Below are 26,888 nucleotides of genomic sequence, written 5' to 3' on the forward strand. Positions count from 1 at the left end.
CATTCTGCAAATTTTGATTTTCTGTATTATTTTACTATTGACAAAGAATTTTGTCCATGCTTTATCGGATTTATTTTCTAAGAATAATAGCTTAATAGCCTTCCATTAATAGAAGTCATCCCTCACTATGTAAGCTTTTATCACTAACAATAATTCCATCTTCATCTACATAAACATATTCATTCGGTTTCCATTCAACTTCACCAAATTGCAATGAAATATTTCGCTCTCCTTTTCCTTCTTTTACACTTCTATTTGGCATCGTCCCCAATGCTAAAATACCGATATTAATATTTTTTAGCTCCATAGAATCACGAACATATCCATTTACAATAATTCCTGCTAAGTTTCTTTCTTCCGCAATAGCTGCTAAATTATCACCAAGTAACGCACAATTTTTAGAAGCTCCACCATCAACCACTAATACCGTTCCTTCTGGCAGTGTTTGTAACCCCTCTTTTACTAGTACATTATCATCCTTCACTTTTACTGTTGCGATTTTCCCGTAAAATTGTTCTTTCTTTCCATAAGATTGAAAAGACTGGCGACATATTTGTAGTTCTTGTTCAAATTCATCACATAGATCGGTAGTTTTCCACATCTCTTTCCCTCTTTTCCTTTTATATTACATATTCTTGGATTTTTTTCGTTTCCCTGTCTAATGTTGCAATAATTTGTATGTGCGGTGAAAGTCATATATAAATGAAGTAAAATAAAGCTTACCACTTGAAACTATTGCTTTAAGTAAAAAGCTTTATTATAATCTATTGCACTCCTATGAAAAACATTTATTCTAGCATAAACATAAGAAGGGATGGATCATAATGATCCATCCCTTCTGTCAAAGTATAATGTCACTAAAAATTCTTTGAAAATCTTAGTTCCAAATTTTATTTACCCATTCAGGATGATCAATAAAAGGATTACGATTATGTTGATATTTTGTAAAAATCACTTCATTACGCTTTCGCTCTAAATCATCGACAGGGTCTTGTTCATTCCATTTTAGTAAAACAGATAGTTTCCCCATGTATGGATCTTTGTTGTTATTCACCTTTTCATTTAGTTCTAAGTCTATTTCGCCGTTGTCTCCTTCGTAACGAACAGCCATGTAAAACAGCATTCTAGCGATATCTCCTTTTACACTATCACGAGGTTCCCAAGAATCACTATCATATTTACATTCTGTTGCTTCCGAATGATTCATACCACCATTATCAAAATCCAGATTTCCACGTGAACTATTTACAGATACATCTGTCGCTCTTAAATGATGCAGATCTGTTCCTGGTCCTGCAGCCGTTCCAAAATCACCGTGTGATTTTGCCCAAACATGCTCTCGGTTCCAGTTATCAACTCCTGAACCATTCGTAAATTTCTCTTGCGAACGCCCAGTATATAAGAGCAACACATTATTTTTATTATTTGGATCTTCATCAGTATCTCTTAGCGCTTCCCAAACCGCACTGTATGATATCTTTGTATGATTATCAATAACATTATGAAGTTCCTTCTTTAATTCTAAACCCGTTTTTCCTATAGCGTTATTATAATATGTATCGTCATAGTTTTTTACAGTAATCTCTTGTGCTGAAAACGTATCTACTTGTGGAGATGCAGAAACTACTTCACCATGTATGATATCTGTGAATGATAGAGATGCAGAACCTAAAATAAAAAATGATGATAGTGTAACCATAGCAAGTTTTGTGTTTCGGAACTTCATATACCCATTTCCCCTTTAAAATATAATTTGAATTGATTAATCAAAAAAGCCTATGTACATAGTTTCTTTTTCATACTGTTCTCCTAAATTTTAGTTTCTTCAATTACATAAACAATTTTTATTTTCACAAAGAATATTCTTCTCTAGTAAAGACTATTAAAATATTCTCTTACAGTAAAAAGTAGTTTAATGATAACTTATAAACTTCAATTTCTTTATGCAATTATACATATTTATTGAATAGTTCATAAAAAAAATTTACATAAAAAAGCTCATTTCTTATCTTTTCAAATAAGAAACAAGCTTTTCTTTTCCAACTACTAATCCTAATATAGGTCTATCTGTCTCGAAAACTTTTGGAGTTACTTGATGTTTATGTTGAGAATAGAACTACCTTTATTTACTTATTCATTTGGCATCGAATCTATATACTTTTTAACTACTTCATATACATATTCTTGATTTGCCGCTGCTGTATTCGGGTTGTATTTTCCGCCGTTTGTTTTATTGTTAGATAATACTCGAATTCCTAAGAATGGTACGTCATAAGCTTTTGCGATTTGCGCTGCTGCAGCGCCTTCCATTTCTTCTACAGATGTACCGTATTTTGTATGGAACCACTTAATTCGATCAACTTCATTATTCCAAACGTCTGCTGAACCTATAGTACCTTCTACCACTTTACCTTTTGTATACTTGTCTTTTACTGCATTAGCTGCTACAAGTAAATCCTTATCTCCCTCGTAATATCGGATTTTCTCAGCATTTGGATCTTCTCCCGCACTTCCTTCAGAAGCCATTAAATCCATAGATATCCATTTTGCCGGCTCAATTCCTTGGTTCTCATCCATATTTGTTGTTTTTAATGAACCTATATTCGCGACTTTTTTTCCTAAAACAATATCAAATACGTTTAAATTAGGATCATGCCCGCCTGATGTTCCTTGGTTAATAATCGCTATAGGCTTATATTTTTCAATAGCCACTGCTGTAGCGGCTGCTGTATTTTCCATTCCTTTACCTGTTTTCGCAACGATTACAGGATAATTGTCTACAGTACCTTTATAAAATACAAAAGTTCCAGATTTTTCTTCTTTCACATTTTTTAACCTTTTTGCAAATTTTTCAGCTTCTATTGGCATTGGGCCTTGAATTAAGATAGGATTTTGAGTACTTTTCGCCTCTGCTGCTTGTTTTGGACTAGCATTACATCCTGCAAGTATTGAGAATGATAATGCGATAGTAGTTGCTAGAGCACCATATTTTTCCAACAGGTTTTTCTTCATAAATAATCTCTCCTCTTTCTCTTGTTGTTTTCTATACTCGATGTTTTGGTCCAAAGAAAAAAGCTCTAGAAATTGTAGAAGAATCTCTACTTTCTAGAACTACGGTAGTCAAAGTTAATTAAGCAAAAGATGAGACCATTGCTAAATTATAGATCGGTAGCGCTCAATACAGAAAGCGACCGAATACTTTAACCCGTAGTCCAGTTCTTTCATTGGGAACTAGGTAGAAACGCTCGGACCATATTACCGAGTATATACGAGTGATGTTATTTAAAATTATTATATTGCTAATATAACAAACTATTTGTGAATATACAACAAAAATATGAACATTTTTGTTTAATTAAATAAAAATGTTCGTCTTTAAAAGTATAACAGGTGAAAAATATTATTTTCCGATGAATTAATCCATTAAAAACCATAAATACCTTTAGAGTTATATAACGGTATACCTAGTAAAAGTTTTATCTTTTTCTTTCCATACACGATATTTTAAAAATAATGCAGTTGTTTAATTTTACATTTCAAGCAGAAAAATCCCACAACATATTTAATATGCTGTGGGATTTTATTTCAAATTCGCTGGTTTACTAGCACTTCTTTTTTCAAATATGTAAGGATTCTACCTTTAAATTTCACTATTTACTTCGTTACCTCACCAAACTGCGCTCTCGTCACTTTCGCTAAGTCATCAACTTTAAGCTCAATTTGTGTACCAATTTTCCCGCCGCTTACAATGATTGTTTCAAGTGATTGAGCACTCTCATCAATACATGTAGAAAATAACTTCTTCATCCCTACTGGTGAACAACCACCGCGAATATACCCTGAAACTTTCGTAATATCTTTAACAGGAATCATTTCAATCTTCTTTTCACTTACTGCCTTTGCTGCCGCTTTTAAATTTAGTTCCTCATCTACCGGGATAATGAACACATGATAATCTTTACTATTCCCTTGAGCGACAAGTGTTTTATATACTGCTCTCACTTCTCGTCCAATCTTCTCCGCTACTGATACACCATCAATTTTCCCATCGTCTGGATTATATGACATCATGGAATATTCAATTTTTTCTTTATCTAATATTCGCATCGCATTTGTTTTATCTTTTTTCATGAGCTTCTCCTTAAAAGTTATTTCATATTATTAAGTTTTCTTTTATTATACACTCTTTTCAATTTCTCCTACATAACTTCACGTATTCTTCAAAACTGAAAATATTGATATTTCCAAATTCATCTGATATAATTTGGAAAAACTTATGTTAAGGAGAGATTTGTAATGCGAAATTTTAATACTTCTTTCCAAATTCATCATCATACGTAACGCCGTGTATCCGAAGAAAAATTTTTCTTCGTGGGTACAGGGCTTTTCCTGTTAACCCACGAAGCGTTCATAAAGCTATGTGGGTATTTTTATACCTGCATAGCTTTTTTAAATTTAAAAGAGGAGTGATTATGGTGGAAATGAAAAATGTAAAAGGAACAAAAGACTATTTACCAGAGGAACAAGTACTGCGAAATAAAATTAAAAGAGCTTGTGAAGATACGTTTGAACGTTATGGATGTAAACCGTTAGAAACACCAACGTTAAATATGTATGATCTTATGTCATATAAATACGGTGGTGGTGATGAAATTTTAAAAGAAATATATACACTTCAAGATCAAGGAAAACGCGCTCTTGCCTTACGTTACGATTTAACAATTCCCTTCGCAAAAGTTGTCGCGATGAATCCGAACATCCGCCTCCCTTTTAAACGTTATGAAATTGGTAAAGTATTTCGAGATGGTCCGATTAAACAAGGAAGATTCCGTGAGTTCATTCAATGTGATGTTGATATAGTCGGTGTAGAGTCTGTCCTGGCAGAAGCTGAACTCATGAGTATGGCATTTGAACTATTCCGAACGTTAAACTTAGAAGTAACGATTCAATATAATAATCGAAAATTATTAAACGGTATTCTCCAGTCTATTAACATTCCTACCGAATTAACGAGTGACGTAATTTTATCATTGGATAGAATCGAAAAGATCGGGATTGACGGTGTACGAAAAGATGTATTGGAGCGTGGAATTTCTGTAGAAATGGCCGATACAATATGTAATACCGTTGTATCTTGCCTAAAACTTACTATTGCCGACTTTAAAGAAACTTTCAATACTACACTTGTTACCGAGGGAGTAAACGAATTACAACAATTGCAGCAATACTTACTCGCTCTCGGAATAAATGAAAATACGATATTCAATCCATTTTTAGCAAGAGGACTCACAATGTATACAGGCACTGTGTATGAAATCTTTCTAAAAGATGGCACGATTACATCTAGTATCGGTAGCGGTGGTCGTTACGATAATATTATCGGAGCCTTCCGTGGTGATAATATGAGCTATCCAACTGTAGGGATTTCATTCGGTTTAGATGTCATTTATGCAGCTCTATCACAGAAATCAACAACATCATCTACAGCGGATCTTTTTATCATTCCACTCGGGACAGAATTACAATGTTTACAAATCGCCCAGCAATTGCGCTCTACTACTTCCTTAAAAGTCGAACTTGAACTAGCAGGACGCAAATTAAAACGTGCCCTGAACTATGCAAATAAAGAAAATATCCCATACGTACTTATAATTGGTGAAGAGGAACTATCTACAGAAACAGTTGTGCTGCGAAATATGAAAGAAGGTAGTGAAGTAAAGGTTCCCCTTTCTTCTTTACGTAATTATTTATAATACGAACCACCCTCATTTGGGTGGTTTTTCTAGTGCATAAATAAAGAGTCATTCAGTTTACATAATATAATTATCGATTGCTATAAATATGATTTTCAACCATATACAAAAAAAAGGGCAGATATGCATCTCCCTCTTTTGTCTAACTATTATTATTCTTGTTCTTGCTCGTCCATAATCTTCTCAAACGCAGCAGATACTTTTTCAAATTCCTCGTCATTCTCTATGTATGAGAATTCATTATCTTCTTCTACTTTTAAAAAGAAGATATCAATGTCTTCCTCGGTTTCTGTTTGAATGTCTTCTACAAAGGCAACCGCAATGTATTCTGCTCCTTCGACATCCATCGCTCCAAGCACTTCAACTTCCTGTTCTTCATTATTCTCATCGGTAAGACTAAAAATTTCGCCTACTTCAATTGCTTCCATATTCATTCTCCTCCTATCATACTCTAAAAAATAAAACGTTCAAATTGCACACTTACTAACATATCTTTCCATAAAAAAGTTGAATTCATACAGAAAGAACAACAAATTCTTGCTGGTTCAGCAAAAGTATTCAACTATAAGGATATCATTTATGAATAGGAATGAACATATTTTTAATTGGATAATTGGATTAACTAATTTTAAATCCTCTATGTTCCATAACGATTCTTTCATATAGGTAGCAGATATGTCACCTTTCAATCTGTAAGTAACTACTAAAATGGTACCTCATACCCTGATTCGTTTCCGTACGTTTTTAGGATGAGAGATAAATCCTTCTATATAATAAACTAAAGAGACTTATGCAGCAATTCCAGTACATCTTTCATCGCAAAAGGACCGTCTTTTTTTACATGCTCAGCGAATTCAGAAACGAGACGTAATGTTTTCACACTTTCAATTGGATGATCCCCTGACGCGCTTTCAGCAGAAAGCATAACAGCATTCGTTCCGTCCAATACAGCCTGAAATACATCAGTTACCTCAGCTCTTGTAGGAATAGAGTGATCTACCATAGATTGAAGCATTTGTGTCGCTGTAATTACATATGTATTCGTTCGATTGCACTCACGAATCATCATTTTTTGTAAAAGCGGAATAAATTGATACGGCAGTTCCACACCTAAATCTCCCCTTGCAATCATAATGCCATCTACTTCTTTGCATATGTCTTGAAAATTCTCGATTGCTTCCATCGTTTCTATTTTTGCAATTAAATTCGGGGAAGTTTCTTTATGTTCTTGTATAAACTCTCGTATTTCCTTTATATGACTAGGTTTTCGCACAAAGGAACACGCAATAAAATCAACATTCTCTTCTAATAGAAACTGAATGTCTTTTTTATCTTTCTCTGTAATAGCTGGTAAACTAACAATTGCACCTGGTAAATTCACCCCTTTATGAGAGGCAATATTTCCACCTGTTTTTATCCTCGTTTCTATTTTGTCCGCACTTACCTTTTCAGCGATTAACTCAACTTCTCCATCATTTATAAGAATCCTACTACCAACTTTCACGTCATTCGCAATCTCTACATAATCAACACTTGCCTCTTCTTTATTCCCTTGTACTGGATGAGTATGTAAAATAAATAACTCCCCTGCTTCAAGTGTAATTTGTTCCTCTTTCATTTCACCCAATCTTATTTTAGGACCTTGTACATCCCCTAGAATTTTAATAGAATCGTCTAACGATTTTACTAAACGAATGATATCTTTATGACTTTCATGCGTGCCATGTGATAAATTCAACCGAACAATTTTCATACCATTGTTTATTAACTGCGCTAATGTTTCTTTATTATTACTTGCTGGACCAATTGTACAAACTCGATCAATTGTCATTTTCCCACCATCCTTTTTTAAATGTTTCCCATAAAATAAAGAGAAGATTCTTTTTATAGGAAAGACCGTGCAACTAAGGGTACACAGAGGTTTATATGAGGAGAAGCGATTGCTGAGTAAGTAGCTTAAATTTAACTTTTTGACTCCATAGTTATTGTTAGTTTCGTTGCAATAGGGTACTACTAATAATAAATCTTGTTAACATACGAACGTTAGATTCGGATATTGAAAACAACCTATGGAGGAACCACAATGACTACTCTTCGTAAAAAAATAATAGGACTAACTTTAGCGGGAACGGTAGCACTATGGTCATTAGCAGCAGGAGTCATGATGAACGATAACGAGGTAAAAGCTGAGGTGAAAAAAGCAGGAAAGCAACCTAAAAATGTAATTTTTATGGTTATAGATGGGACAAGCTCTTCTGCTACAACATTAGCCCGGTGGTACAAAGGTTCATCTCTTGCACTAGATCAAATTGTATCCGGAGGTGTTCGTACGTATTCAGCAGAATCAGCTATTACGGACTCTGCACCGGCAGCCACAGCTTTAGCGACCGGAAATAAATCTAATTCAGGCTACGTGGGCGTATTACCTTCTGTTGTGAATTCACCTGGCTTAGAACCAGTGAAAGAAGACTGCAAGTTTCGTCCAGTTGCCAACGTCTTAGAAGGCGCAAAACGTTCCGGCCGCGCGACAGGAATCATTGCTACATCAGAAATTCAGCATGCTACTCCGGCTAGTTTCTCTGCCCACCATGCTAACCGCAAGAATTTTGAAGTGCTTGGTGAACAGCAAGTTTATCAAAATATAGAAGTTGTATTAGGTGGTGGAAAGGCAGCACTTCAGCCTACGACAAGCAATGGAATTCGTAAAGACAACGAAGATTTAGTAAAAGTGATTCAAGGAAAAGGGTACGACTTTGTCGAAACAAAAGATGCGTTATTAAACTCCAACTCAAATAAAATCTGGGGTTCTTTCTCTAATACTGCCCTTGCGTTCGATATGGATCGTGAAGAAAATAATCCTGAGCAGCCCACTCTTTCCCTGATGACGAGAAAAGCAATTCAAACATTATCAAAAGATAAAGATGGTTTCTTCTTATTCGTAGAAGGTAGTAAGGCAGATTGGGCAGCACATGCAAATGACCCAATCGGGATGATTAGCGATGTATTGGCGTTTGATGATGCGGTTACAGAAGCATTAGAATTTGCGAAGAAAGATGGTAACACTATGGTCATTGCTCTAGCGGATCATGGTAATAGCGGTATTTCCATCGGTAACAGCAATACAACAAAAGGATATGATACTACACCAGTATCAGCTTACATTGACCCACTGAAAAAGGCGAAAATGACACTTGAAGGTGCTACAAGTAAACTAAAAGATGATTTATCTAATATAAAAGAAGTAATTGCTCTTTACGGTTTAGACAACCTAACTGATGATGAAAGAGAAAAGTTAAAAGCTGCACATAAGAAAGCTGATGTAGGTCCAATCCTTACTAAATTATTGGCCAACCGTGCGAACATCGGTTTTACAACTGGTGGTCATACAGGTGAAGATGTATTTTTATACTCTTACGGTCCTCAAAAGCCATACGGTTTAGTCCAAAATACAGACATTGCGAAAATAATGGCCAAAGCAATGGGCTTTCAATTAGGAGAAATAACTAAGAAATTATTCTTAGATGCTGAAACAGCCTTTAAACAAATTGGTGCAACTGTAACGATTGACAAAAAAGATGTACGAAACCCAGTGCTTGTAGTAAAACGCAATAATACGAAGGCCAAATTATTTGTTAATAAAAACATTATCTGTATCGGTGGAAAAGATTATGAATTAGGAAGTGTTGTTGTAGAAAGCAATGGAAAATTCTATGTACCTGAAAAAGCAATTCAACTATTCGCAATGCATTCTCGCTAAAAAAAATTGCCTCTTAGTATACAGGCAATTTTTTTTTAAGTAAAAGGATTATTTTGTTTAAATCTTCCTTAAATCGCACTCCTATTCGTTAATCTCAAAGCAACTTCCTGTATAATACAATTAAGTAATTAATAGGAGTGTTATTCATGCCAGATATATTAAGACTCGTTATCTTTATTGTTGTTGTAATTGGTGCAATCATTAACTTATATCTAGAGTTTAAAAAGCCTAAAAAAAGTATATTCTCAATAATTTTTCTATCGATACTCCTTATTGGGGCCTCAGGTTTAATTAAAGATATTTTATCTCGACTTTTATAGACGAATGAATAAAACCCGATATTCCGTCAATAATGTAGACAACATTATATTTTCTCCATTCCCCCTTGGAGATGAGCAGTTAGCTTTTGCTAGCTGCTCTTTTTACGGATTCACTACATAAACTTCTGCTGCATATGATTTTCCTGTTAAATAATTATCGATGAAAAAGTAATCATTTCGAGGTACATTCAAAATCAATTCATTTATACGATTAATTATGCAAGAATCATGATGTGTGATTTCTCCTAACTCCTTGTACTGCCTTGCTCCTTGTTTCCATTTCACAATTACAACATCACTCTTTTACAACTGATCCAATTGTTCTTGCGTTTCAAGTTTCACAAAATTCATATCCATTCCCCTTTGTATTAAAATGAAATTTCCGTTAAAAACAATGAACTTTAAAAACTACTAAATTGTAAATATAAATACAAGGGAGCGTTTTATATGACTTCCTATCAAAGAATATCTTTAATAGTTATCACTCTTTTTTATCATTGTGATGTTCCTTTCAAATGAAGTCTTTATTTCTTAACACCCAACGAGAATGTACAACAAACTAAAAAGGCCTACTCACACGAGTAGGCTTTTGAAACTATGAAAGCTTCGTCAATAACTGATTTAAATCTTTTTTCGTTTTCGTCGTTAATGACTTCATTTTATTAACATCTATCTTTTCTTTTTCCGCTCTTATAATTAATGGATACAAACTTTGTTCAATTGTTTTGTATTCAGTTGGATGTGATGCCTCTATATCTTTTTCAATTACATCCCACTTCTCATTAATTTGTTTTCCAAGTTTATTTACTGTTTCTAATTTAGGATTTGCAGCTAATTGCTTGTCTAAGCTTTCAATTAAGGTAACAACTTCTTTTACATTTGCTTTCACAGCGACACTTTTCTTCGGATCTTTCGTTGTCTTTCCGTTATTGTTTGTACTTGTACTTTGATCCGTTGTTTTTCCGCTAGTAGTTTGATCATTCGTTTTTCCTGTCGTTTCTTTTTCTTTTGTTGTTTTGCCGTTACTTTCTGTTCCTGATGATTCCTTTGTATTTTTTGCATCCTTATCTGTTTTTTCATTCGAAGAAGTATTTGTGTCTTTTTCAGTATCTTTCGTTGTTTTTGACGCTTCATCTGCACTTGTCGTTTTTGATTGCTCTTCATTTTGCGCTGTTGCTGGATCCTTCTTCGCTTCATCTTTATCTGTGAAGGTACTACAAGCTGCCATTGAAAGCATTGTACCAATTGCTACTGATGCGATAGCGACCTTTTTCATTTTCATAAAAATCCCCCTATGTTTATATAATTTATCCTCCTCTTTACGATTCTATTTTCTCTTAAAAATCCCTTTTCACACGAATCACCATCTTTCCGACAGTAATCTTCATAATAATACGTACAAAAAACGATAAATTTATTTTAATATTCGAGTTTCTTCTACCTCATTTTTCTTCTCTGTAGCAAAAGAAAAAGAGTATATTGTCACATGAAGATTTACAATCTACAAATGACAACATACTCTCCTATCAATTTTTTATCTTTCTTGACATTTTATTTACACAAAAAAATAAAATAATTCCTAATTTTTTTATTTCTCAACACTTGTTAACATAATATTTTTATGAAAAACCACCGTTCGAATGAATGACTTGCCCAGTAACCCACTTCGCCTCTTCACTTACTAAAAAAGCAATTAAACGGGCAGCATCCACCGGTTCTCCCACTCTACCTTGCGGGAATTTCCATACTAAATGATGCTGTAATTCCTCTGTAATCCATCCTGTATTCGTTGGTCCTGGATCAACAGCATTGACTGTAATCCCCTTCTCCATAGCTACTGGTGCAACTGACTTTGTAAATGCTTCTATTGCTCCCTTTGTTGCTACGTATGCCAGTTCACCTGGCATTGGCGCTAGTGACTGCCCAGAAGTAAGATTGATAATACTTCCACTCGTTTTAAGTGAAAAATGTTTCATAAATAATGAACTTAATAGCATAGGAGCACGAACATTGACCGTATAATGTTTATCTAACTGCTCTACATCTAACTCTTCAATTTTCGTATGAGTAGAATACGCCGCATTATTAATAAGAATAGATGGCTCACCTAAACGTTCTGATACCATATACAATACACGATTAGGCGAATAAGACTGCGATAAGTTGATTTCTGCCATTTCACATCGAACGCCGTAACTTTCAATTTCCTTTTTCAACAAAAAGGGTTCTTGATCATTCATTCCCCACGGCATTGCTTTATCATACCGAGGCCAGTACGTGAAAAAGACGTCTATCCCCTTTTGAGCAAGCACCTTGCATACAGCTGCACCAATTCCATTCAGACGAGTTGCCCCTGTTACAATTGCTATTTTCTTCACCTTTTCTCCTCCATCTATAGATAGATCCTCTGCACGAATACAGAGGATCTACCTTCTTATTGAATATTTGACAATATACGCTCTGCACCTAATTTTAAAATTCTAATTAAAATTAAATTGGCAATGGTAAACAGTATAAATAAAATAATAAACATAACCCACAGTCCTACCTGAAGGACAAAGTATAATACACTTACTCCCGCTACAATAATTAAAGCTATTAAAATATTAGCTAAAAAATTCCATAAAGTTGTGTATCGACTCTTAAATAATTTCTGTTCTGTATCCCAATGTATATCTGCAGTTTGTGCATCCCAGCGCGTACCGATTAAATTAATTAACAATAACCCGTTCGCACTTAGCAAGAACCAAAGTATCATAAAGACTGGGGAAACTTTTGCTACCACTGCCATCGTAATACCGAATACTGCTAAAATGACCACATTAATTAACCAAGCAGTTATTGCTTTCGCAAAAAAGATATCCGAAGCCTTTACTGGTAAATAACGATTCACAAACCAAGAGCTTCCATCTCGTGAGAATGACGTTGTTGCAATAACGTTACTCCCCATTAAAAATAAGGATGCACAAAGGCCAACACCAATTGCGAAACCTGCAGATTCTGGATTATCAATATATTCCGTAATCCATTTTAAATTTCCATCTTGTACAAATAAAACAAAGAACAGCATAATTGGCATAACGAAAGTTTGCACAATACAATTTAAGAAAAATTGTGGCGTGCGGAATAACGTTTTAAATTCTTTTTTCACATATGCTTTTAAATGTGAACTTTGTACCGTTGATTTCTGTAAACCTTCTGCTGAAATTACCTCTTTCTTTGCTGTACTCGTTGAAAGACCAATAACCCCTTTTAAATATGTACGCTCTGCAATGTAATAAAATATCCCGAAACATACGATTGAAATAAGGATAAAAATAATTACATATAAAAGACCTTTCCACGATGCGTTTTCTACTAATCCCATCGCTCCAAAATATGTAGTCGGAAAATAATTTGTCATTTGAACGAAAAGAGAGGATTGATTATTTACAAGGTAGTCCGCAGCTGTGTCTCCAGAAAACGCACTTTTATTTCTCCACTGCATAAATACATTAATCCCTACGATAAACAGTATACTTACGATTCCGATAAATATATTTCCCCGGTCTTTATTTTTCGCTATATTCGTATACCTCATAATAATTGTCATAATCAATGAAGCTAAAACTAACGGAAGGATCGGGAAGAATAAGTAAATGACAATCATATATAGGTAGTATGTAATAAACGCACCACTCTTTAAACCGTAAGTAATAAAGATAGGCCATAAAATAAACGAACTCATTACGTATTGTGTAATTAATACTGTAAAAAACTTCGCTGAAATAATTTGGGATGGTTTTAATGGTAATGGTAACAACATTTCAATGTCATTACTATAATAAAATACCGTCAAAATGTTCGTTATACTCATTAAAAATACCCATATACTCGCAATCGCTAGTCCCATTGCAATAATAATTCCTGGCTCCTGACCTATTTGTTTCATACCTTCATATATTCCATGCGTCATCGAACCAAATATTAAAAACCCAACAAATAAAATCGCTGCAAAGGAGAATAAATATGCCCATCGTTTCTTTTTATCAGTTATAAAATCTGCATAATTTAATTTCAATAATACCTTCGTTAACGTCCAAATTTTACTCATTACCCGTCATCTCCAAGAACATTTTTTCAAGTGATTCATTGGATTTAAAATGATCTCTCATTTCATTTAAATTTCCTTTAAACTGCAAATTCCCCTTATTAATAATAGCGACGCGGTCACATATTTTTTCCGCCACTTCTAATACGTGTGTAGAGAAAAATACAATCTTCCCTTTATCTGCATGTTCTCTCATCATTTCTTTCAAAATATATGCAGATTTCGGATCAAGCCCTGTTAACGGTTCATCTAAAATCCATACATCCGGCTCATGTATAAGCACACCAATAATAACAATCTTTTGCCTCATACCGTGTGAATAACTTTGAATTTGATCAGATAAAGCATTATAAAGATCAAACTTCTTCGCTAAAGACTCTATTCGTTCTTGCCTTACTTCCTTCGGCACTTCGTACATATCAGCCATAAAGTTTAAATATTCAATTCCTTTTAATCGTAAAAACATATCCGGGCTATCTGGAACATAGCCAAATGTTTTCTTCGCTTCCATCGGGTTTTTCATAATATCTTTACCATTGATTGTAATGGTCCCTTTGTCCACCCCATGAATACCAGTAATCATCTTAATTGTCGTTGATTTACCTGCACCATTCGGTCCTAAAAATCCGAATATTTCTCCGCTAGGTACAGATAAACTTAAATCTTTTACTGCGTAGTTAGATCCATTATAACTTTTTGACACATTCACAATTTCAATCATTACATCCAATCCTTTCCTTAATTACCAATTAACTATATTGATATTATAGCATACTTATATTTTCAGATTTTTACATTTTTCAGTTTTTTAACCTTTAAAATAAATATAAACTCCTAATCCAACGATTAAAACAACGGCTAGTATAATATAAATCATCGTAAGTCGTTTAATATTTCCTTTTGTCGCTTTACTATAATTCGCATCACCATTTCGCCCAATTAACACCGTTCCAATTACAGTAATCACTACAAGTAATATAACGATCATTATCCCAGTTAACATTTCTTCCTCCCCCTCCTTACAACCATTTTACGATATTTCCCTTTTTATTTTACAGAATATTTAACCTTTTTTACTATTATTATGAAATAAACCGCAAAACTATTATTATTATGAATTTCCATATGTGATATATTTATAACATATAGTGATTTATTTCTAACATCGAAAGGAGAATCTATCGTGAAAACAACTTGGATTAAATATTTAGGATTTCTCGGTTTCTTTGGGTTTCTCGGATTTTTTTACGAAAAAGGATTGTTTACTATGTTCTGTTTCTTCTCCTTTTTCACGACATATAGAAAAGTTCATCACGATGAGCTTTTTGAACAAATCGTCAATAAATCATGCCGCAATGCCTTTATCATTACATTACTAACAACAACTATCATTATGTTTATTGAAATGTTATTTCCGAATCCATTTTTACAAGAGATTGATATCGCTCTTATTTTCAGCACACTCATTCTTACATTCGGATTCTCTATCTTCTTTTACGATAAACCTGTGGATGAAATGGAAGATGCACCATGGCGTTCGTAACGAAGATAAAAGAATACCGCGCCAAAGTGCATATGACGCAGGAAGATTTAGCGAAAAAGGTTGGTGTACGTCGTGAAACGATTAGCCATCTTGAAAAAGGAAAATATAATCCTTCCTTACAGCTTGCTCATGATATAGCGAGGGCACTTCATAGTACGATTGATAAGATTTTTATTTTTGAGGATTAATAAAGGGGTACTCAAAAAACTCTAACCAACAACTGTTAAATATTTTATTATTGATGTTTTTGGACTTTTATTACTATATGGTTGCATATACATTATTCTTAATATACTCTAGTGAACAGCATGATTAATAAATCTTTTAGAGAATACCTTATGCTTTCTCTTTGTATGAATGCCGACAAGCAGATAAAAAAGGAGGCTAATCAAAATCAGCCTCCCTCCTCATTATTTATCCCACTAGTTACGGGCAGTAAGACTCCCACTGATTAAAGTTTCACTTTATCACCCATACAAAACCGCATGAAATACACCTAACAGTAAGTATTGATCCTCTATATAATCCTCATCATATACATTCATCTCGATGTAATACATATCTTCCTCAAGACGAATATTCCAATCTGCTATTACATAGCCCTTTCGTAATACCTTTCCAATCCCAAGTGAATTTTTGTGAACAACATATTCTTCTGTCTTATATGTAAAGGTAAATAAGAAATTTGCATCCAATAACTTTCCGTCACATACAATTATTTCATGCTCTGCACCATTATTATCGATGTACGTTACTAAAATCTTTCTTTGGCGCCGCCTACTTGCATCCTTTGCAATGATGCGAATATTGTCCTTACTATCCTTTATTTCATAATTGATATTACTACCAACTTTTGGAATGAAGTCTAGCACTTTCATCAAAGTATTTTTATAATAGCCCCGTACTACACTTACTTGTTTGCTTCCATTGTAAACCTCTATCGGCATCGTGTCTGCCTTACTATCACACAGTCGTTTGTAAGAAAGCTGCATAATCCGCTCTCCTCTTAAGTACTGATCAAACGTCACAGGATATTCTATCGCGCGCAGTGCCTTATTTAGCTCATATAAATAGCGTTGAACGCTCTCTACTAATGTTGCAGTAGATATACGCTCCTGAAGTTCAAATTCTTGCCAACCGGAAGAAATTCTCCACTGATTGTCCTCTTCATAGAAAAAACAAAGAATTAACTCATCATCTTCAATCGTTTCATAATTCATATGTATGTTCTGCCCGTGTTGAACTTGTTCCATCCACTGTCCTAAATAAATGCCCAGCTCTGCGACCTTCATGCATGACTTTTGAAAAAGTACTCTATCACCCACACAAATCGTTAAATCCCCTTCGATAAAGCCATTTGTATAAGCAACATACCGTGGCTCATCCTTCTGTGGAATAGCCTTGTCTAACTCAAATGAAAACGTTAACATCCTTCACTCACCTCTAGTTGTTACACAGCTCATACTTGACATCGCATTACTCTGAGAAACTATGTATTATATACACATATTTAACTAATACCTTATAACACGTGAATGACATTAGTATAGTAGCGCTATTTTTTCTTTGCGAATTCCCTCAAAACAACATACTCCCAATATATCGACCACAACTCAAATTATATCAGCGATTTTTTCAATATATCGATTTACCGACACCCATCGACAATAGGAAAATCTTATGAGAAGGAAACTACTTTTCCTTCTACAATTTCCATAATACGAAGCAGACTCTCCACTTCATAGGTCGGCTTAACACTTGTCTTGTTTTCTTTCAGACTCGGGTTATACCAACACGTATCAATACCGTAATCTTCTCCGCCTTTCATATCAGAAGTTAAGGAATCTCCAACCATTAGTACACTTGATTTATCAGTAATTCCAAGCTTTTCAAATGCATAATCAAAAATCTCACGTGCTGGTTTTTGATGGCCTACCTCTTCAGAAATAATGATATGATCAAAGAAGTTACATAAAGGCGAATTTCCAATTCTAGATTGTTGCACCTTAGTGTATCCATTCGTAATAATACCTAACTTACAATCTTGAAGATTCTCACATAGTTTCACTGCACCTTCTATAAGATGTACTTCTTTCCCTAAGTTTTCAAGGTATACGTCACTAAATTGCTGCGCGTCTACTTCTATATTATGAAGAACAAATAATTGTCTAAATCGATCTACCGCTAATTCACTTAGCGTAATCATTTTATTTTCTAAATCTCTCCATAATCCATTACTAATCTCTTTATAACTTGCAAGATAATCATTATACCCTGTAGGCATGCCAAATTGTACAAACGTGCTATTTAATGCGTTTCTTTCCGTTTCAGGGAAATCTAATAATGTATCGTCTACGTCGAATAGTATAACTTTGTATTTCATGATGTTCTCCTCAATTCCTATATTCTCATAGCTTAATTATAGCAACAATAAGAAAAGGAGGCTAATCCAAACCAGCCTCCCTTCTCATTATTTACCTTCTAGCAATAATTCTTTCATTTCCTCTAACGATTCTTTCGTAAATCCAAGAGCTTTTTCAGCGTATGCTTCAACTGATCCATACTGCTTTTTAATTTCATCAATCGCAGCTTGTAAATACTCAGCACGAGCTTCAAACATCGCACCTAATATCGCTCTACTTTCATCGTTTTGTAATTTCGCACCTAAAAATGCCATCATTTTTTCGTTTAACTTCTCACGGAAACCGTTACTTAATAAATAGTCTTGCATTACCGTTTCTTCTGATACACCTAATAGAAGTAATAATAATGCGGAACCAAATCCAGTACGGTCTTTTCCAGCTGTACAGTGGTTTACTAAAGGTAAGTTTTCCGGATTTTGCGCGAGTTTTAAGAAGCTCACGAACGCCTCGTTGCCACCTACGAAATCTTGATTCATTTTCACAAGATATTCGCCTGGTTTTCCTAACATAGAAAGGTCACCAACTTGGAAAAACTCATTTATATTTAAATCTTTCGCTAAGTCTTGCATAACTGGTAAGCATACTTGACGAGCACCTGTAATGCCTGGGTTCGGCTTATGCTTTACTTCAAAATCTGTACGGTAATCACAAATTAATTTTAAGCCTGACTTCTGTAAATACTCAATATCCCATTCTGTTAATCCTGCTAATTCTTCAGAACGATACAATTTACCCCATTTTACTTTACGGCCTTCAGTCGTTTCATATCCGCCCATATCACGGAAGTTAAACGCACCTTGTAATGGTAATCTACGCTCCGCGACTGTAACTGCTTGTCCATTACTTCCTACTAACCTAAAATAGGGACGCTCATTTTCACTCGGATTGGCAATTGTAGTAAATGACTCTCCATTTACCGTCACAAGTAATTCACCATTTTCTTCAATATGATCTGGTGAAGTACCCCAATAAATTTTAACTTCTTCTATATTATTTTCCCACTCTATATGTAACGTGTTATCTTCATTTCGTTCTACAGTTGCTTGTAACCAATTTATTTGTTGCTTCATACTTCCACCAACACTTTCTTCGTATAGTATAATCCTTCTCTATTGTATTATAGGAAAGCTTACTTTGTCGTTTCGATTTTTCTTTTTATCTTACAAACATGCAAAAAGTTCTTTTACTCGTTCAAAATTTGTACATGGATTCCCACTAAATGAGTTCGCGAGACTACATCATTCATCCTTCTAAACCCTTTTCACATATCGCTCACTACAACTCAGCTGCTGACATCCACTCTTTTCAAAAACATCCTTCATCCACTCATTTTGCACATTTGCCTCACCGATATAATAAGTGGCTCCTATTTCCTTTAATACAAACATCGTTTTTGTAAATAAGTCAGATTCATATCCTTTATTTCGCATACTCGGAGCGACTGCGAAATACATAAGTTTCCCTTCTTCTAACGTACCCCGTTCAATATGAGGAACTACTATTCCTATTGGCTTTTCATTCAAGATTACTGTTAAACAATGTTCTTTCCATTGCCCACCAATTTCTTGTTCCATCATATTTACAAATTGATCATACGCTATTTCTTCTTCCATCAGCTCATTCCAAAGAGAATAAAAAGCGTCTTCTCCAATCTCTTCAATAAGCTTAAAATCAATATCACTTTCTATATCTTCCACTTCATATATATCTTTAAATACTATTATATTTTCAGCAATATGTTCAAATGAATACTTTCCAAAGCATTTCTTATATACATCATAATTGGGACTTTTTGAAGAAACCTCAAATTGTAGATTTTCTAATCCACCTTTTTTCGCCTCAGTAACAAAATATTGCACCATTTCTTCAATTTGCTCTTCTGTAAAAACCTCTGCATTATTTTCTTTTATTATTATAGAAGAAGCACTTCTTCTTATTTTAAAATGTTTTTCTAATTGTTTTATAATCGTCATACTCTTCCCTCATCTATGTAATACTTGAATTTAAGTTTGGTCTCCTTGCATGAGCAGGATTGTCCTTGAATATATAGAATACTAGAAAAGATCGCATCTTTAAAGTGCGGAGGAGGTTCTCCATTGGATATTACAGCGCTGCAACAACAGTTAGAGCTTATACAACAAAATGATTATTCGCACATGCAACATATAGATATAAATGAGTTAACAACGAACATGCTTCAGCACATTGGAACTACTGACAGTTACATTCGCTATCAGCTGATTTATAATTGTTTTTCTCACTTTATTCAATATGAGCTTCTACTCGATGATCAACTTAAATTACTTTTACATACTTGTTTAAGCGATGAATACTTATATTTTGATATTAATTCCCCATATACAGATGGGGTTTTCACACGCTCTTATACTGTTTCATTAATTGCTTTAATCCTCCAATTTTCCAACTCCCACTACTTTCTAACTGAGGAGGATGTTACAGAAATAAAACAAAATCTCATAACATATACAAATTTAGAGACTGATTTCCGTGGATATATTGAAGATAAAGGCTGGGCTCATTGTATTGCACACGTTTCTGATGCATTTAATGAAATTATCCAAAATTCCTATATTACCTTTGAATGCTATGAAGAAATGATACATTGTTTATTAAATAAAATCTTCACTTCGGCAGATATTTATCATAATAATGAAGATGAAAGAGTTGTCACTCCGTTAGTATCAATGGTATATCATGACTTTGCACAAGAAGATTTAATTTCAATTATTCATAAAAAAGTACAGAGACTTCCTCAAATTAGAAAACGCCTTTCTCTCAATGAATATTGCATTTTATGCGCCAACATTAAAACATTTTTACGTACATTATTCTTTAGAACAAAAAATGATCACAACTTAGCTTTTACCGCACATAAGACGGAAAAAATGTTAAAGGAACTGCCCAACTATTATTAAGTACAAGGAGAAAAAATATGGGTTATATTGAAGATATGAGACAACGAGTAGGAAATCATCCACTCATTTTAATAGGATCACATGCCATTATATTAAATGAAAATAATGAAATATTACTGCAGCTCCGTACAGATTTTAACCGCTGGGGGATTATTGGGGGTGCATTAGAATATAATGAAACACTGGAAGACGCTGTGAAACGCGAAGTATTTGAAGAAACTGGACTTACCGTAAAAAATGTAGAACTGTTCCGTACATACTCTGGACCAGATTTCTTTCAAATCTATCCAAACGGCGATCAAGTTCATGGTGTACTTGTTATTTATATTTGCCGTGAATCTCAAGGTGAGCTTGTATGCGATCAAACTGAATCAAAAGAATTACGCTTCTTTCCGCTTGATGAGTTGCCTAGCAATCTTCCTCCTGTTATTGAGAGAATTATTAAGGAATTTCAGCACTCCAATTAATACATTAAAAATAGTCAAGATAGAACCTATCTTGACTATACTTTTCTAGAAAGAATGGTTCTTCCTTTCATTTTAAATAGTAATATAAAAAACCTCATTTCCCGTCATTATAACGCGAAATGAGGTTTTTATCGTTCACCGTAAATCCGTATTGTCCCCATAATAGATACTTTATTAAATATTTTTTCTGTAACAATATTATTCCTTAAATAAACGATATTCGTGTTCTCTTTCTACAACTTTATATCCCTTTACAAATAACATAGTTATATAAGAAACAATAAATGAAAAAATAGTATACATGCCCACCCAAAAGAAAAATGCTGGATCATACACTGTAACATTTAATATAAGAAAAACAACAAATATTACAATTGGCATCACATAAAATGTGCTCATTCTATACGTCCCAGCAATTGAAAGCATACAAATAAGTAATGGATACATACATAAAACAAAAATGAATTCACTCACGTTTTTGTCCCCCTTTCTGAAGAGATAATAGGTTTCTCGTAAACATTTTGGGGAACAACAAAGTTTTATATCTTTTAGCCCGTTATTAATAAATTCTTGCAAATATAATGTTAGATTGTTATCTCTATTTGATTTCCTTCAGGATCACTTACTACACTTTCATAATAACCATCCCCTGTAGTACGTGGACCATTTAACACAGGGTATCCTGCTTCTCTTAACATTTCAGTTAATTGGTTCACTTTTTCTTTACTACCTACAGAAAAAGCAATATGCGCATATCCTATTGTTTGTACTTGTATTTTATCGTCTATCCCTACCTGCTTCATAAGTTCTAGACGAGCACCACCTTCAAAAGTTATAAAATAAGATTCAAACTGCTTTTTCGGATTGTGATATAATCTATTCTCTTCACCTTTGAAATACTGTTTATAGAAATCACGCATGACTTCTAAATCATTAACCCAAATAGCTACATGTTCAATTTTCATAACCGACACCTTTTCTTTTATGTTATACAACCAACAATTTGATGTTTAATTGCAAGTACACTTAATTTTCTTTGTTTGTTCTAGTAATCATGAGATCAAGTCCAAGGCTTTTTAATCCATATAAATAATCTTCTTTCCAATCGCTCACTGTTATTTTTGGAATATGTTCCGCTGGAATGTACTTCGGACAACTTTTTACAATTTGATCTATTACAAATTGATTCACTTCATCGTTACAGAAAATAAACGCATGAGGATTAATAATAGCTATAAATGCAGAGATTAAACGGGTAATAGCATCTATATTATATTTCTCTGGATTATTAGAATCTCTCACTTCATCTCCACTTCTCAAAGCTTGTAAGAAATTTTTATTATCATACTGCGGAACGAAAGATATCTCTCCTGAGAAAAATGTACTTCCTCGTACCACATCTCCATTTATCATAATACCTGCACCTGGACCATTTTGACCTGAATACAAATATACAAGAGATGAATTATCATTATTTCCAGTGTTTTTATGATAGCCAAGGACTGCGGCATTCATATCGTTTTCTATTACTACAGGTATAGAGAATAGGTCCTCCAAGTGACTTTTCAAATTAAAATTCTGAAACTTTTCATAACCAGGTATATAAAAAATACGACCATTATCAACCGAACCGGGCACACCAATTGATATAGAGCTTATTTTCGGAAATGTAGCTATAAGACTTTCTATATGTTTAGATAATAGGTTTACGCCAGTATCAATTAATACACTTGAAGTACTTCCTTGTTCTTTTACTTCCCCTAAACAGTTAAAAATTGTATAGTTCGTCTCATTTTTTTCTAAAAATATCGCTAAACCTAACATATATTCCGGATTATACGCATATCGTTTTGCTCTTCTTCCACCACTTGAATCATCTAGACCGACTAAAGTGACTTCACCGTCTTGTTTCATTTTTTCTATAAATTTACTTACAGTTGGAAAACTGATTTCTAATGTATTACTAAGTTCAACTTTCGTTGCACTGCCTTGCTCTAAAAGAGCTGTACGAATACCGCGAAGGATCGTCTCTTTAATCGATTTTGGAGTAACAAATTGTTCACTCACATCGCTCACCGCCTTAATCAACATACTTATTAAACATTTTTAATAAGTTGCGTTGACAATATATCATACATCATTTTCTAAAGCAATAAAGATGATATATTTCCGCTGCATGCACTCCTTGTTTAGCTCGATTTATTTTCTCTCGTAACAGACGATACAATTCCAGATAAGAAAACAAATAATAAAACAGCTAGCAAGGCATTGCGTATTCCGAATGATTCCCCTAATATACCTAAAAATGGTGGTCCGACTAAAAACGCTGTATAACCGATGATAGAAACTGCAGCAACATTAGAAATCGCATTTTCACGATCATCTCCAGCAGCAGAAAGACCAATTGGGAAACCTAGCGCCGCACCAATCCCCCACAGCACTACACCAACTGCTAGAAAATACGAGTTACTCCCAAATATTACGATTGAAATTCCTATAATCGCCATAATAATAGTAGCACGTATGACAGCGACACGACCGAATTGATCAAGAAAATAACTACTACACATACGAGCTAACGTCATTGCCAATACAAAAATTGTGTACATAATAGAACCTGTCACTACACTTTGCTGATGTCCATCTACCATCACGATAGGTAGCCAATCATTTGCACTTCCTTCTGCAAATGCCATTCCAAGCACAAAAAGACCAATTAAAAGCACCTTTTTTTCCATACGTAAGGAAGTACGCTTCGCTCTCTTTTTGTTCCACGATTTCTCCTTCTTTCCTGTTCCATTCGGAAGAAAACGATACACCATACATACAAATAATAAAAACACGACCGAAATCGCAAGAAACTGATACAGAATTGGGATGTGAAGCGAGGCGGCGACGGAGCCACTAAGCGCGCCTACTAAAGTTCCTACGCTAAAAAAACCGTGGAATTTCGGTAAAAGTGTCGTTCCTAATTTCTGCTCAATTGAAGAACCTTCTACATTCAATGCTACTTCTGCCAATCCATATCCTACTCCAAATACTAGTAAGCTACCAAAAGTCCCTATGCTAGAAACAAGATAAATATTAATGCCTAAACAAATTAATCCAACGATCATAAAGAACATACTACCTATAATGACGTCTCTAGCTCCCTTACAGTCAATGAAATGACTTGCACTCAGTAAACCAATTATTGAACCGACAGATAAACCGAACAAAATCCAGCCCATTTCTGCATTTGAAACTCCTAAAATATCTCGCGCCGCTGCTGTTCTAGAAATCCATGTAGCAAACGCGACACCCGGCAAAGCAAATAAGAGAAAAAGAGCGTTTCGAGAGGCACGTAATGTCTTTGTATGATTGTCCGCACTATATTTCTTCATATGAAACACCTTTCACATTGTCTATACGATACGACACCAGTTTATTCATGCACCCGTGAAAAACGATTTCTATTCGTCTATCGTTTTCATAACTTTAGCTGGGTTACCACCAACAACTACATTATTAGGTACATCTTTTGTCACAACTGCTCCTGAAGCAATTACAACATTGTCTCCAATTGAAATACCAGGGTTAATAATTGCTCCCCCACCAACCCAAACATTGTTGCCAATCTTTACAGGTTTCCCATATTCTTTACCAGAATTCCGCTCTACCGGGTGTAAAGGATGAGTGGCAGTATAAATATGGACACCAGGTGCAAACATACAATTATCACCGATTCGAACTTCACAAACATCCAAAATAACACAATTAAAATTTGCGAAAAAGCTCTTTCCAATGTGGATATTGTAGCCGTAATCACAACGAAAATCAGGATTAATGTGGGTTTTTCCGTCAGCTGAAGAACCTAAAAGCTGCTCTAACAAGGTAAAGCGTCGTTCATCACCAGTCTCCATAGCCTCGTTATAAAGACGTGTTAAACGTTTTGCCTCAATCCTATCAGCTACTAATTCTTCATCATCCGCAATATACATTTCTCCCGCTAACATCTTTTCTTTCTCAGTTTTCATATAATCATCTCCTTTTTTATCTAGTTAGCCACACTTATTAAACTAATTTAATAAGTGACTCTAATTATACTTATTAAACAAGTTTAATAAGTATCCCTATATTAGCATATTTTTTTAAATATGCAACTAATAAGTTTAGAAAAAACAAGGGAGCGCTCAGCGTCCCCTCTCAAATCCAATCCGTTTTTTAATTTCCGCTAAATTTACCTTCGCAATAGCCCGTGCCTTTTCCGCACCTTTTTCTAACGCCTCATATAGTAAATGCGGCTCATTCATATACTTAACGTATTTTTCGCGATAATCTGCTAACTCACGGTCTACAATGCGAAATAACTCTTTTTTCACATCCCCCCAACCAATCCCGGTCTCATACTTTTCACGCATCGACTGAATTTCATCTTCTGTCGCAAATTCTTTATAAATCATAAATAACGTTTCCAGTTCTTTCGGTTCATTCGGAAGTGAGGAATCTGTTTTTATTTTAAAAATAAGCTTTCGTAGTTTTTCTGGCTCTGCAAATAATGGGATAACATTCCCGTAACTTTTACTCATTTTTCTTCCATCAAGACCAGGTAAAATCGCTCCTTCTTCTTGTATCACATACTCCGGAAGTGTAAATGTCATGCCAAATGTATGATTAAAGTACGTCGCAATATCACGCGCAATTTCAATATGCTGAATTTGGTCTTTTCCGACAGGTACATGTGTAGCTTGAAATAATAAAATATCCGCCGCCATTAAAATCGGATACGTATATAATCCCATATTAACTCCAGCATCTATCTCTAATCCCGCTTCTTTATTTTGCTCTACCTTCGCCTTATATGCATGAGCACGGTTCATAAGACCTTTCGGGGTTAGGCAAGATAGTATCCACGTTAATTCTAAAATCTCCGGTATTTCTGTTTGTCGATAAAAAATAACATCTTCGCTAAGTCCAAGTGATAACCAAGTAGCTGCTACCTCTTTCGTATAACTACTGAACTTCGCCGGATCATGCACAGCATTTAACGCATGATAGTCTGCTATGAAATATAACGCTTTTCCTTCTTTGTTTTTTGACATTTGTAACGCAGGTTTAATCGCACCAATATAATTGCCTAAATGCGGGTAACCTGTTGGTTTAATTCCTGTTAACATAATTTTCTTGCTCATCCCAACTCCTCCTTTCTCAAAATAAAAAGAGCCCCTCATCCTTAAAAAAGGACGAGAAACTCCCGCGGTACCACCTTAATTAGCTATATTATAGCTCACTTCAAGCTTCTATAACGTGAAGTAACCGTCTTCGCCTACTCATTTCAGCTAGAAGCTCCAGAGCCCATTCCATATTCATCCCTTACTGATTCCCACCAAATATCAGCTCTCTGAAAAGTTTTGAATATGTACTCTTCTCTTTCATTGCTTTTTAGTTATTTTTTTACAGTTTATCACATTTGACCTTAATATAAACCTGAATTTTCTGATTTTATAACAAAGATTTTCATTCTTGGACCCTTTAACCATAATTAACTCCTTGTTTTTAACATTCCGTGGAGGCTTAGGAATTTTAGCAATAGTTATTACCAATTTATCCCTTATAATAT

Annotated in this window: 28 protein-coding genes, 1 riboswitch and 1 other annotated feature; of the genes, 6 read left to right on the top strand and 22 right to left on the bottom strand. The window is 34.5% G+C overall.

The window, feature by feature from the left end; genetic code table 11:
• Positions 1-115 precede the first annotated feature (115 nt).
• The 4 genes from rraA to ybaK all read right to left on the bottom strand — a co-directional run bounded on the left by rraA (position 116) and on the right by ybaK (position 4,131).
• Positions 116-601 carry a ribonuclease E activity regulator RraA gene (gene rraA, locus NSQ47_RS10355; protein ID WP_070139707.1) on the bottom strand — a complete coding sequence of 162 codons (486 nt, stop codon included), beginning with the start codon at positions 599-601 and terminating at the stop codon, positions 116-118.
• Positions 602-877: 276 nt separating this feature from the next.
• Positions 878-1,726 carry an endonuclease I family protein gene (locus NSQ47_RS10360; RefSeq protein ID WP_078174484.1) on the bottom strand — a complete coding sequence of 283 codons (849 nt, stop codon included), beginning with the start codon at positions 1,724-1,726 and terminating at the stop codon, positions 878-880.
• 404 nt (positions 1,727-2,130) lie between these two features.
• Positions 2,131-3,012 (bottom strand): 5'-methylthioadenosine/S-adenosylhomocysteine nucleosidase, encoded by an 882-nt coding sequence (locus NSQ47_RS10365; protein WP_341036805.1) that lies wholly within the window; start codon positions 3,010-3,012, stop codon positions 2,131-2,133.
• A 176-nt stretch (positions 3,013-3,188) separates the two neighbouring features.
• A riboswitch (purine riboswitch) is annotated at positions 3,189-3,292 on the bottom strand.
• 362 nt (positions 3,293-3,654) lie between these two features.
• Positions 3,655-4,131, bottom strand: coding sequence for a Cys-tRNA(Pro) deacylase (gene ybaK, locus NSQ47_RS10370; protein WP_341036806.1), 477 nt, complete (start codon positions 4,129-4,131; stop codon positions 3,655-3,657).
• A gap of 341 nt (positions 4,132-4,472) precedes the next feature.
• On the opposite strand from ybaK, the gene NSQ47_RS10375 reads away from it, so the two are divergent.
• Positions 4,473-5,753 (top strand): histidine--tRNA ligase, encoded by a 1,281-nt coding sequence (locus NSQ47_RS10375; RefSeq protein WP_341036807.1) that lies wholly within the window; start codon positions 4,473-4,475, stop codon positions 5,751-5,753.
• 152 nt (positions 5,754-5,905) lie between these two features.
• Here NSQ47_RS10375 and NSQ47_RS10380 read toward each other — a convergent pair whose 3' ends face one another.
• The gene (locus NSQ47_RS10380) at positions 5,906-6,187 is read right to left on the bottom strand and encodes a DUF1292 domain-containing protein (RefSeq protein ID WP_002013967.1); all 282 of its coding nucleotides are present in this window, start codon (positions 6,185-6,187) and stop codon (positions 5,906-5,908) included.
• Between the two features lie 344 nt (positions 6,188-6,531).
• A complete protein-coding gene (locus tag NSQ47_RS10385; RefSeq protein ID WP_341036808.1) occupies positions 6,532-7,584 on the bottom strand; it encodes a pyruvate kinase in 1,053 nt (350 codons plus the stop codon).
• A 252-nt stretch (positions 7,585-7,836) separates the two neighbouring features.
• Between NSQ47_RS10385 and NSQ47_RS10390 the strand changes: the two genes are divergently transcribed.
• On the top strand, positions 7,837-9,510 hold the full coding sequence (locus NSQ47_RS10390) for an alkaline phosphatase (RefSeq protein WP_341036809.1): 1,674 nt from the start codon (positions 7,837-7,839) through the stop codon (positions 9,508-9,510).
• A gap of 422 nt (positions 9,511-9,932) precedes the next feature.
• Here the strand turns inward: NSQ47_RS10390 and NSQ47_RS10395 are convergent, their stop codons facing one another.
• The 6 genes from NSQ47_RS10395 to NSQ47_RS10420 form a co-directional block, all read right to left on the bottom strand.
• Positions 9,933-10,115, bottom strand: coding sequence for a hypothetical protein (locus NSQ47_RS10395; RefSeq protein ID WP_223260385.1), 183 nt, complete (start codon positions 10,113-10,115; stop codon positions 9,933-9,935).
• A 310-nt stretch (positions 10,116-10,425) separates the two neighbouring features.
• On the bottom strand, positions 10,426-11,112 hold the full coding sequence (locus tag NSQ47_RS10400) for a hypothetical protein (protein ID WP_341036811.1): 687 nt from the start codon (positions 11,110-11,112) through the stop codon (positions 10,426-10,428).
• A 337-nt stretch (positions 11,113-11,449) separates the two neighbouring features.
• Positions 11,450-12,208: an SDR family oxidoreductase gene (locus NSQ47_RS10405; protein WP_341036812.1), complete on the bottom strand. Its 759-nt coding sequence runs from the start codon at positions 12,206-12,208 to the stop codon at positions 11,450-11,452.
• 56 nt (positions 12,209-12,264) lie between these two features.
• The gene (locus NSQ47_RS10410) at positions 12,265-13,923 is read right to left on the bottom strand and encodes a putative ABC transporter permease subunit (RefSeq protein ID WP_002161087.1); all 1,659 of its coding nucleotides are present in this window, start codon (positions 13,921-13,923) and stop codon (positions 12,265-12,267) included.
• The gene (locus tag NSQ47_RS10415) at positions 13,916-14,641 is read right to left on the bottom strand and encodes an ABC transporter ATP-binding protein (protein WP_002146599.1); all 726 of its coding nucleotides are present in this window, start codon (positions 14,639-14,641) and stop codon (positions 13,916-13,918) included. Before NSQ47_RS10415 ends, NSQ47_RS10410 begins: the two co-directional genes overlap by 8 nt.
• Positions 14,642-14,728: 87 nt before the next feature.
• Positions 14,729-14,923 (bottom strand): hypothetical protein, encoded by a 195-nt coding sequence (locus tag NSQ47_RS10420; protein WP_002142517.1) that lies wholly within the window; start codon positions 14,921-14,923, stop codon positions 14,729-14,731.
• Positions 14,924-15,103: 180 nt separating this feature from the next.
• Between NSQ47_RS10420 and NSQ47_RS10425 the strand changes: the two genes are divergently transcribed.
• Together NSQ47_RS10425 and NSQ47_RS10430 are read left to right on the top strand one after the other, a co-directional pair.
• Positions 15,104-15,463 (top strand): DUF3796 domain-containing protein, encoded by a 360-nt coding sequence (locus NSQ47_RS10425; RefSeq protein ID WP_002110899.1) that lies wholly within the window; start codon positions 15,104-15,106, stop codon positions 15,461-15,463.
• Positions 15,451-15,651, top strand: coding sequence for a helix-turn-helix transcriptional regulator (locus NSQ47_RS10430; protein ID WP_002110900.1), 201 nt, complete (start codon positions 15,451-15,453; stop codon positions 15,649-15,651). The genes NSQ47_RS10425 and NSQ47_RS10430 overlap by 13 nt, the downstream gene beginning before the upstream one ends.
• Before the next feature lie 279 nt (positions 15,652-15,930).
• On the opposite strand, the gene NSQ47_RS10435 is transcribed toward NSQ47_RS10430, so the two are convergent.
• The 4 genes from NSQ47_RS10435 to NSQ47_RS10450 all read right to left on the bottom strand — a co-directional run bounded on the left by NSQ47_RS10435 (position 15,931) and on the right by NSQ47_RS10450 (position 19,859).
• On the bottom strand, positions 15,931-16,893 hold the full coding sequence (locus NSQ47_RS10435) for a tubby C-terminal domain-like protein (RefSeq protein WP_341036813.1): 963 nt from the start codon (positions 16,891-16,893) through the stop codon (positions 15,931-15,933).
• A 248-nt stretch (positions 16,894-17,141) separates the two neighbouring features.
• Complete coding sequence (locus NSQ47_RS10440) at positions 17,142-17,846, bottom strand: YjjG family noncanonical pyrimidine nucleotidase (RefSeq protein WP_002110902.1); 705 nt, start codon at positions 17,844-17,846, stop codon at positions 17,142-17,144.
• Between the two features lie 87 nt (positions 17,847-17,933).
• Complete coding sequence (locus NSQ47_RS10445) at positions 17,934-18,956, bottom strand: tyrosine-protein phosphatase (protein ID WP_340824866.1); 1,023 nt, start codon at positions 18,954-18,956, stop codon at positions 17,934-17,936.
• Positions 18,957-19,136: 180 nt separating this feature from the next.
• The gene (locus tag NSQ47_RS10450) at positions 19,137-19,859 is read right to left on the bottom strand and encodes a GNAT family N-acetyltransferase (protein WP_341036814.1); all 723 of its coding nucleotides are present in this window, start codon (positions 19,857-19,859) and stop codon (positions 19,137-19,139) included.
• Between the two features lie 123 nt (positions 19,860-19,982).
• Between NSQ47_RS10450 and NSQ47_RS10455 the strand changes: the two genes are divergently transcribed.
• Both NSQ47_RS10455 and NSQ47_RS10460 read left to right on the top strand, forming a co-directional pair.
• Positions 19,983-20,822 carry a DUF2785 domain-containing protein gene (locus tag NSQ47_RS10455; RefSeq protein ID WP_002110905.1) on the top strand — a complete coding sequence of 280 codons (840 nt, stop codon included), beginning with the start codon at positions 19,983-19,985 and terminating at the stop codon, positions 20,820-20,822.
• Between the two features lie 17 nt (positions 20,823-20,839).
• Positions 20,840-21,289, top strand: coding sequence for an NUDIX hydrolase (locus NSQ47_RS10460; RefSeq protein ID WP_088078946.1), 450 nt, complete (start codon positions 20,840-20,842; stop codon positions 21,287-21,289).
• Between the two features lie 198 nt (positions 21,290-21,487).
• Here the strand turns inward: NSQ47_RS10460 and NSQ47_RS10465 are convergent, their stop codons facing one another.
• From NSQ47_RS10465 to NSQ47_RS10490, 6 genes are all read right to left on the bottom strand, one after another.
• Entirely contained in the window at positions 21,488-21,763 is a 276-nt protein-coding gene (locus NSQ47_RS10465) for a YbeF family protein (RefSeq protein ID WP_341036815.1), read from the bottom strand.
• Positions 21,764-21,873: 110 nt separating this feature from the next.
• Positions 21,874-22,254 (bottom strand): VOC family protein, encoded by a 381-nt coding sequence (locus NSQ47_RS10470; RefSeq protein WP_341036817.1) that lies wholly within the window; start codon positions 22,252-22,254, stop codon positions 21,874-21,876.
• A gap of 61 nt (positions 22,255-22,315) precedes the next feature.
• On the bottom strand, positions 22,316-23,356 hold the full coding sequence (locus NSQ47_RS10475) for an ROK family transcriptional regulator (RefSeq protein ID WP_341036820.1): 1,041 nt from the start codon (positions 23,354-23,356) through the stop codon (positions 22,316-22,318).
• Between the two features lie 122 nt (positions 23,357-23,478).
• Positions 23,479-24,672, bottom strand: coding sequence for an MFS transporter (locus NSQ47_RS10480; RefSeq protein WP_341036822.1), 1,194 nt, complete (start codon positions 24,670-24,672; stop codon positions 23,479-23,481).
• Positions 24,673-24,741: 69 nt separating this feature from the next.
• Complete coding sequence (locus tag NSQ47_RS10485) at positions 24,742-25,305, bottom strand: maltose acetyltransferase domain-containing protein (RefSeq protein WP_078174502.1); 564 nt, start codon at positions 25,303-25,305, stop codon at positions 24,742-24,744.
• 156 nt (positions 25,306-25,461) lie between these two features.
• Positions 25,462-26,460, bottom strand: coding sequence for a tryptophan--tRNA ligase (locus tag NSQ47_RS10490; RefSeq protein ID WP_341036824.1), 999 nt, complete (start codon positions 26,458-26,460; stop codon positions 25,462-25,464).
• Between the two features lie 44 nt (positions 26,461-26,504).
• Positions 26,505-26,713: a binding site (T-box leader), on the bottom strand.
• Between the last annotated feature and the right edge of the window lie 175 nt (positions 26,714-26,888).

The sequence above is a fragment of the Bacillus sp. FSL R10-2780 genome (assembly GCF_038006125.1).
GTDB classification, from domain to species: domain Bacteria; phylum Bacillota; class Bacilli; order Bacillales; family Bacillaceae_G; genus Bacillus_A; species Bacillus_A cereus_U.

Bases quoted from the DNA above. Each gene is read 5' to 3' on its own strand.
- rraA (WP_070139707.1), bottom strand. From the start codon at position 601: ATGTGGAAAACTACCGATCTATGTGATGAATTTGAACAAGAACTACAA.
- NSQ47_RS10360 (WP_078174484.1), bottom strand. From the start codon at position 1,726: ATGAAGTTCCGAAACACAAAACTTGCTATGGTTACACTATCATCATTT.
- NSQ47_RS10365 (WP_341036805.1), bottom strand. From the start codon at position 3,012: ATGAAGAAAAACCTGTTGGAAAAATATGGTGCTCTAGCAACTACTATC.
- ybaK (WP_341036806.1), bottom strand. From the start codon at position 4,131: ATGAAAAAAGATAAAACAAATGCGATGCGAATATTAGATAAAGAAAAA.
- NSQ47_RS10375 (WP_341036807.1), top strand. From the start codon at position 4,473: ATGGTGGAAATGAAAAATGTAAAAGGAACAAAAGACTATTTACCAGAG.
- NSQ47_RS10380 (WP_002013967.1), bottom strand. From the start codon at position 6,187: ATGAATATGGAAGCAATTGAAGTAGGCGAAATTTTTAGTCTTACCGAT.
- NSQ47_RS10385 (WP_341036808.1), bottom strand. From the start codon at position 7,584: ATGACAATTGATCGAGTTTGTACAATTGGTCCAGCAAGTAATAATAAA.
- NSQ47_RS10390 (WP_341036809.1), top strand. From the start codon at position 7,837: ATGACTACTCTTCGTAAAAAAATAATAGGACTAACTTTAGCGGGAACG.
- NSQ47_RS10400 (WP_341036811.1), bottom strand. From the start codon at position 11,112: ATGAAAATGAAAAAGGTCGCTATCGCATCAGTAGCAATTGGTACAATG.
- NSQ47_RS10410 (WP_002161087.1), bottom strand. From the start codon at position 13,923: ATGAGTAAAATTTGGACGTTAACGAAGGTATTATTGAAATTAAATTAT.
- NSQ47_RS10415 (WP_002146599.1), bottom strand. From the start codon at position 14,641: ATGATTGAAATTGTGAATGTGTCAAAAAGTTATAATGGATCTAACTAC.
- NSQ47_RS10420 (WP_002142517.1), bottom strand. From the start codon at position 14,923: ATGTTAACTGGGATAATGATCGTTATATTACTTGTAGTGATTACTGTA.
- NSQ47_RS10430 (WP_002110900.1), top strand. From the start codon at position 15,451: ATGGCGTTCGTAACGAAGATAAAAGAATACCGCGCCAAAGTGCATATG.
- NSQ47_RS10435 (WP_341036813.1), bottom strand. From the start codon at position 16,893: ATGTTAACGTTTTCATTTGAGTTAGACAAGGCTATTCCACAGAAGGAT.
- NSQ47_RS10440 (WP_002110902.1), bottom strand. From the start codon at position 17,846: ATGAAATACAAAGTTATACTATTCGACGTAGACGATACATTATTAGAT.
- NSQ47_RS10445 (WP_340824866.1), bottom strand. From the start codon at position 18,956: ATGAAGCAACAAATAAATTGGTTACAAGCAACTGTAGAACGAAATGAA.
- NSQ47_RS10450 (WP_341036814.1), bottom strand. From the start codon at position 19,859: ATGACGATTATAAAACAATTAGAAAAACATTTTAAAATAAGAAGAAGT.
- NSQ47_RS10460 (WP_088078946.1), top strand. From the start codon at position 20,840: ATGGGTTATATTGAAGATATGAGACAACGAGTAGGAAATCATCCACTC.
- NSQ47_RS10470 (WP_341036817.1), bottom strand. From the start codon at position 22,254: ATGAAAATTGAACATGTAGCTATTTGGGTTAATGATTTAGAAGTCATG.
- NSQ47_RS10480 (WP_341036822.1), bottom strand. From the start codon at position 24,672: ATGAAGAAATATAGTGCGGACAATCATACAAAGACATTACGTGCCTCT.
- NSQ47_RS10485 (WP_078174502.1), bottom strand. From the start codon at position 25,305: ATGAAAACTGAGAAAGAAAAGATGTTAGCGGGAGAAATGTATATTGCG.
- NSQ47_RS10490 (WP_341036824.1), bottom strand. From the start codon at position 26,460: ATGAGCAAGAAAATTATGTTAACAGGAATTAAACCAACAGGTTACCCG.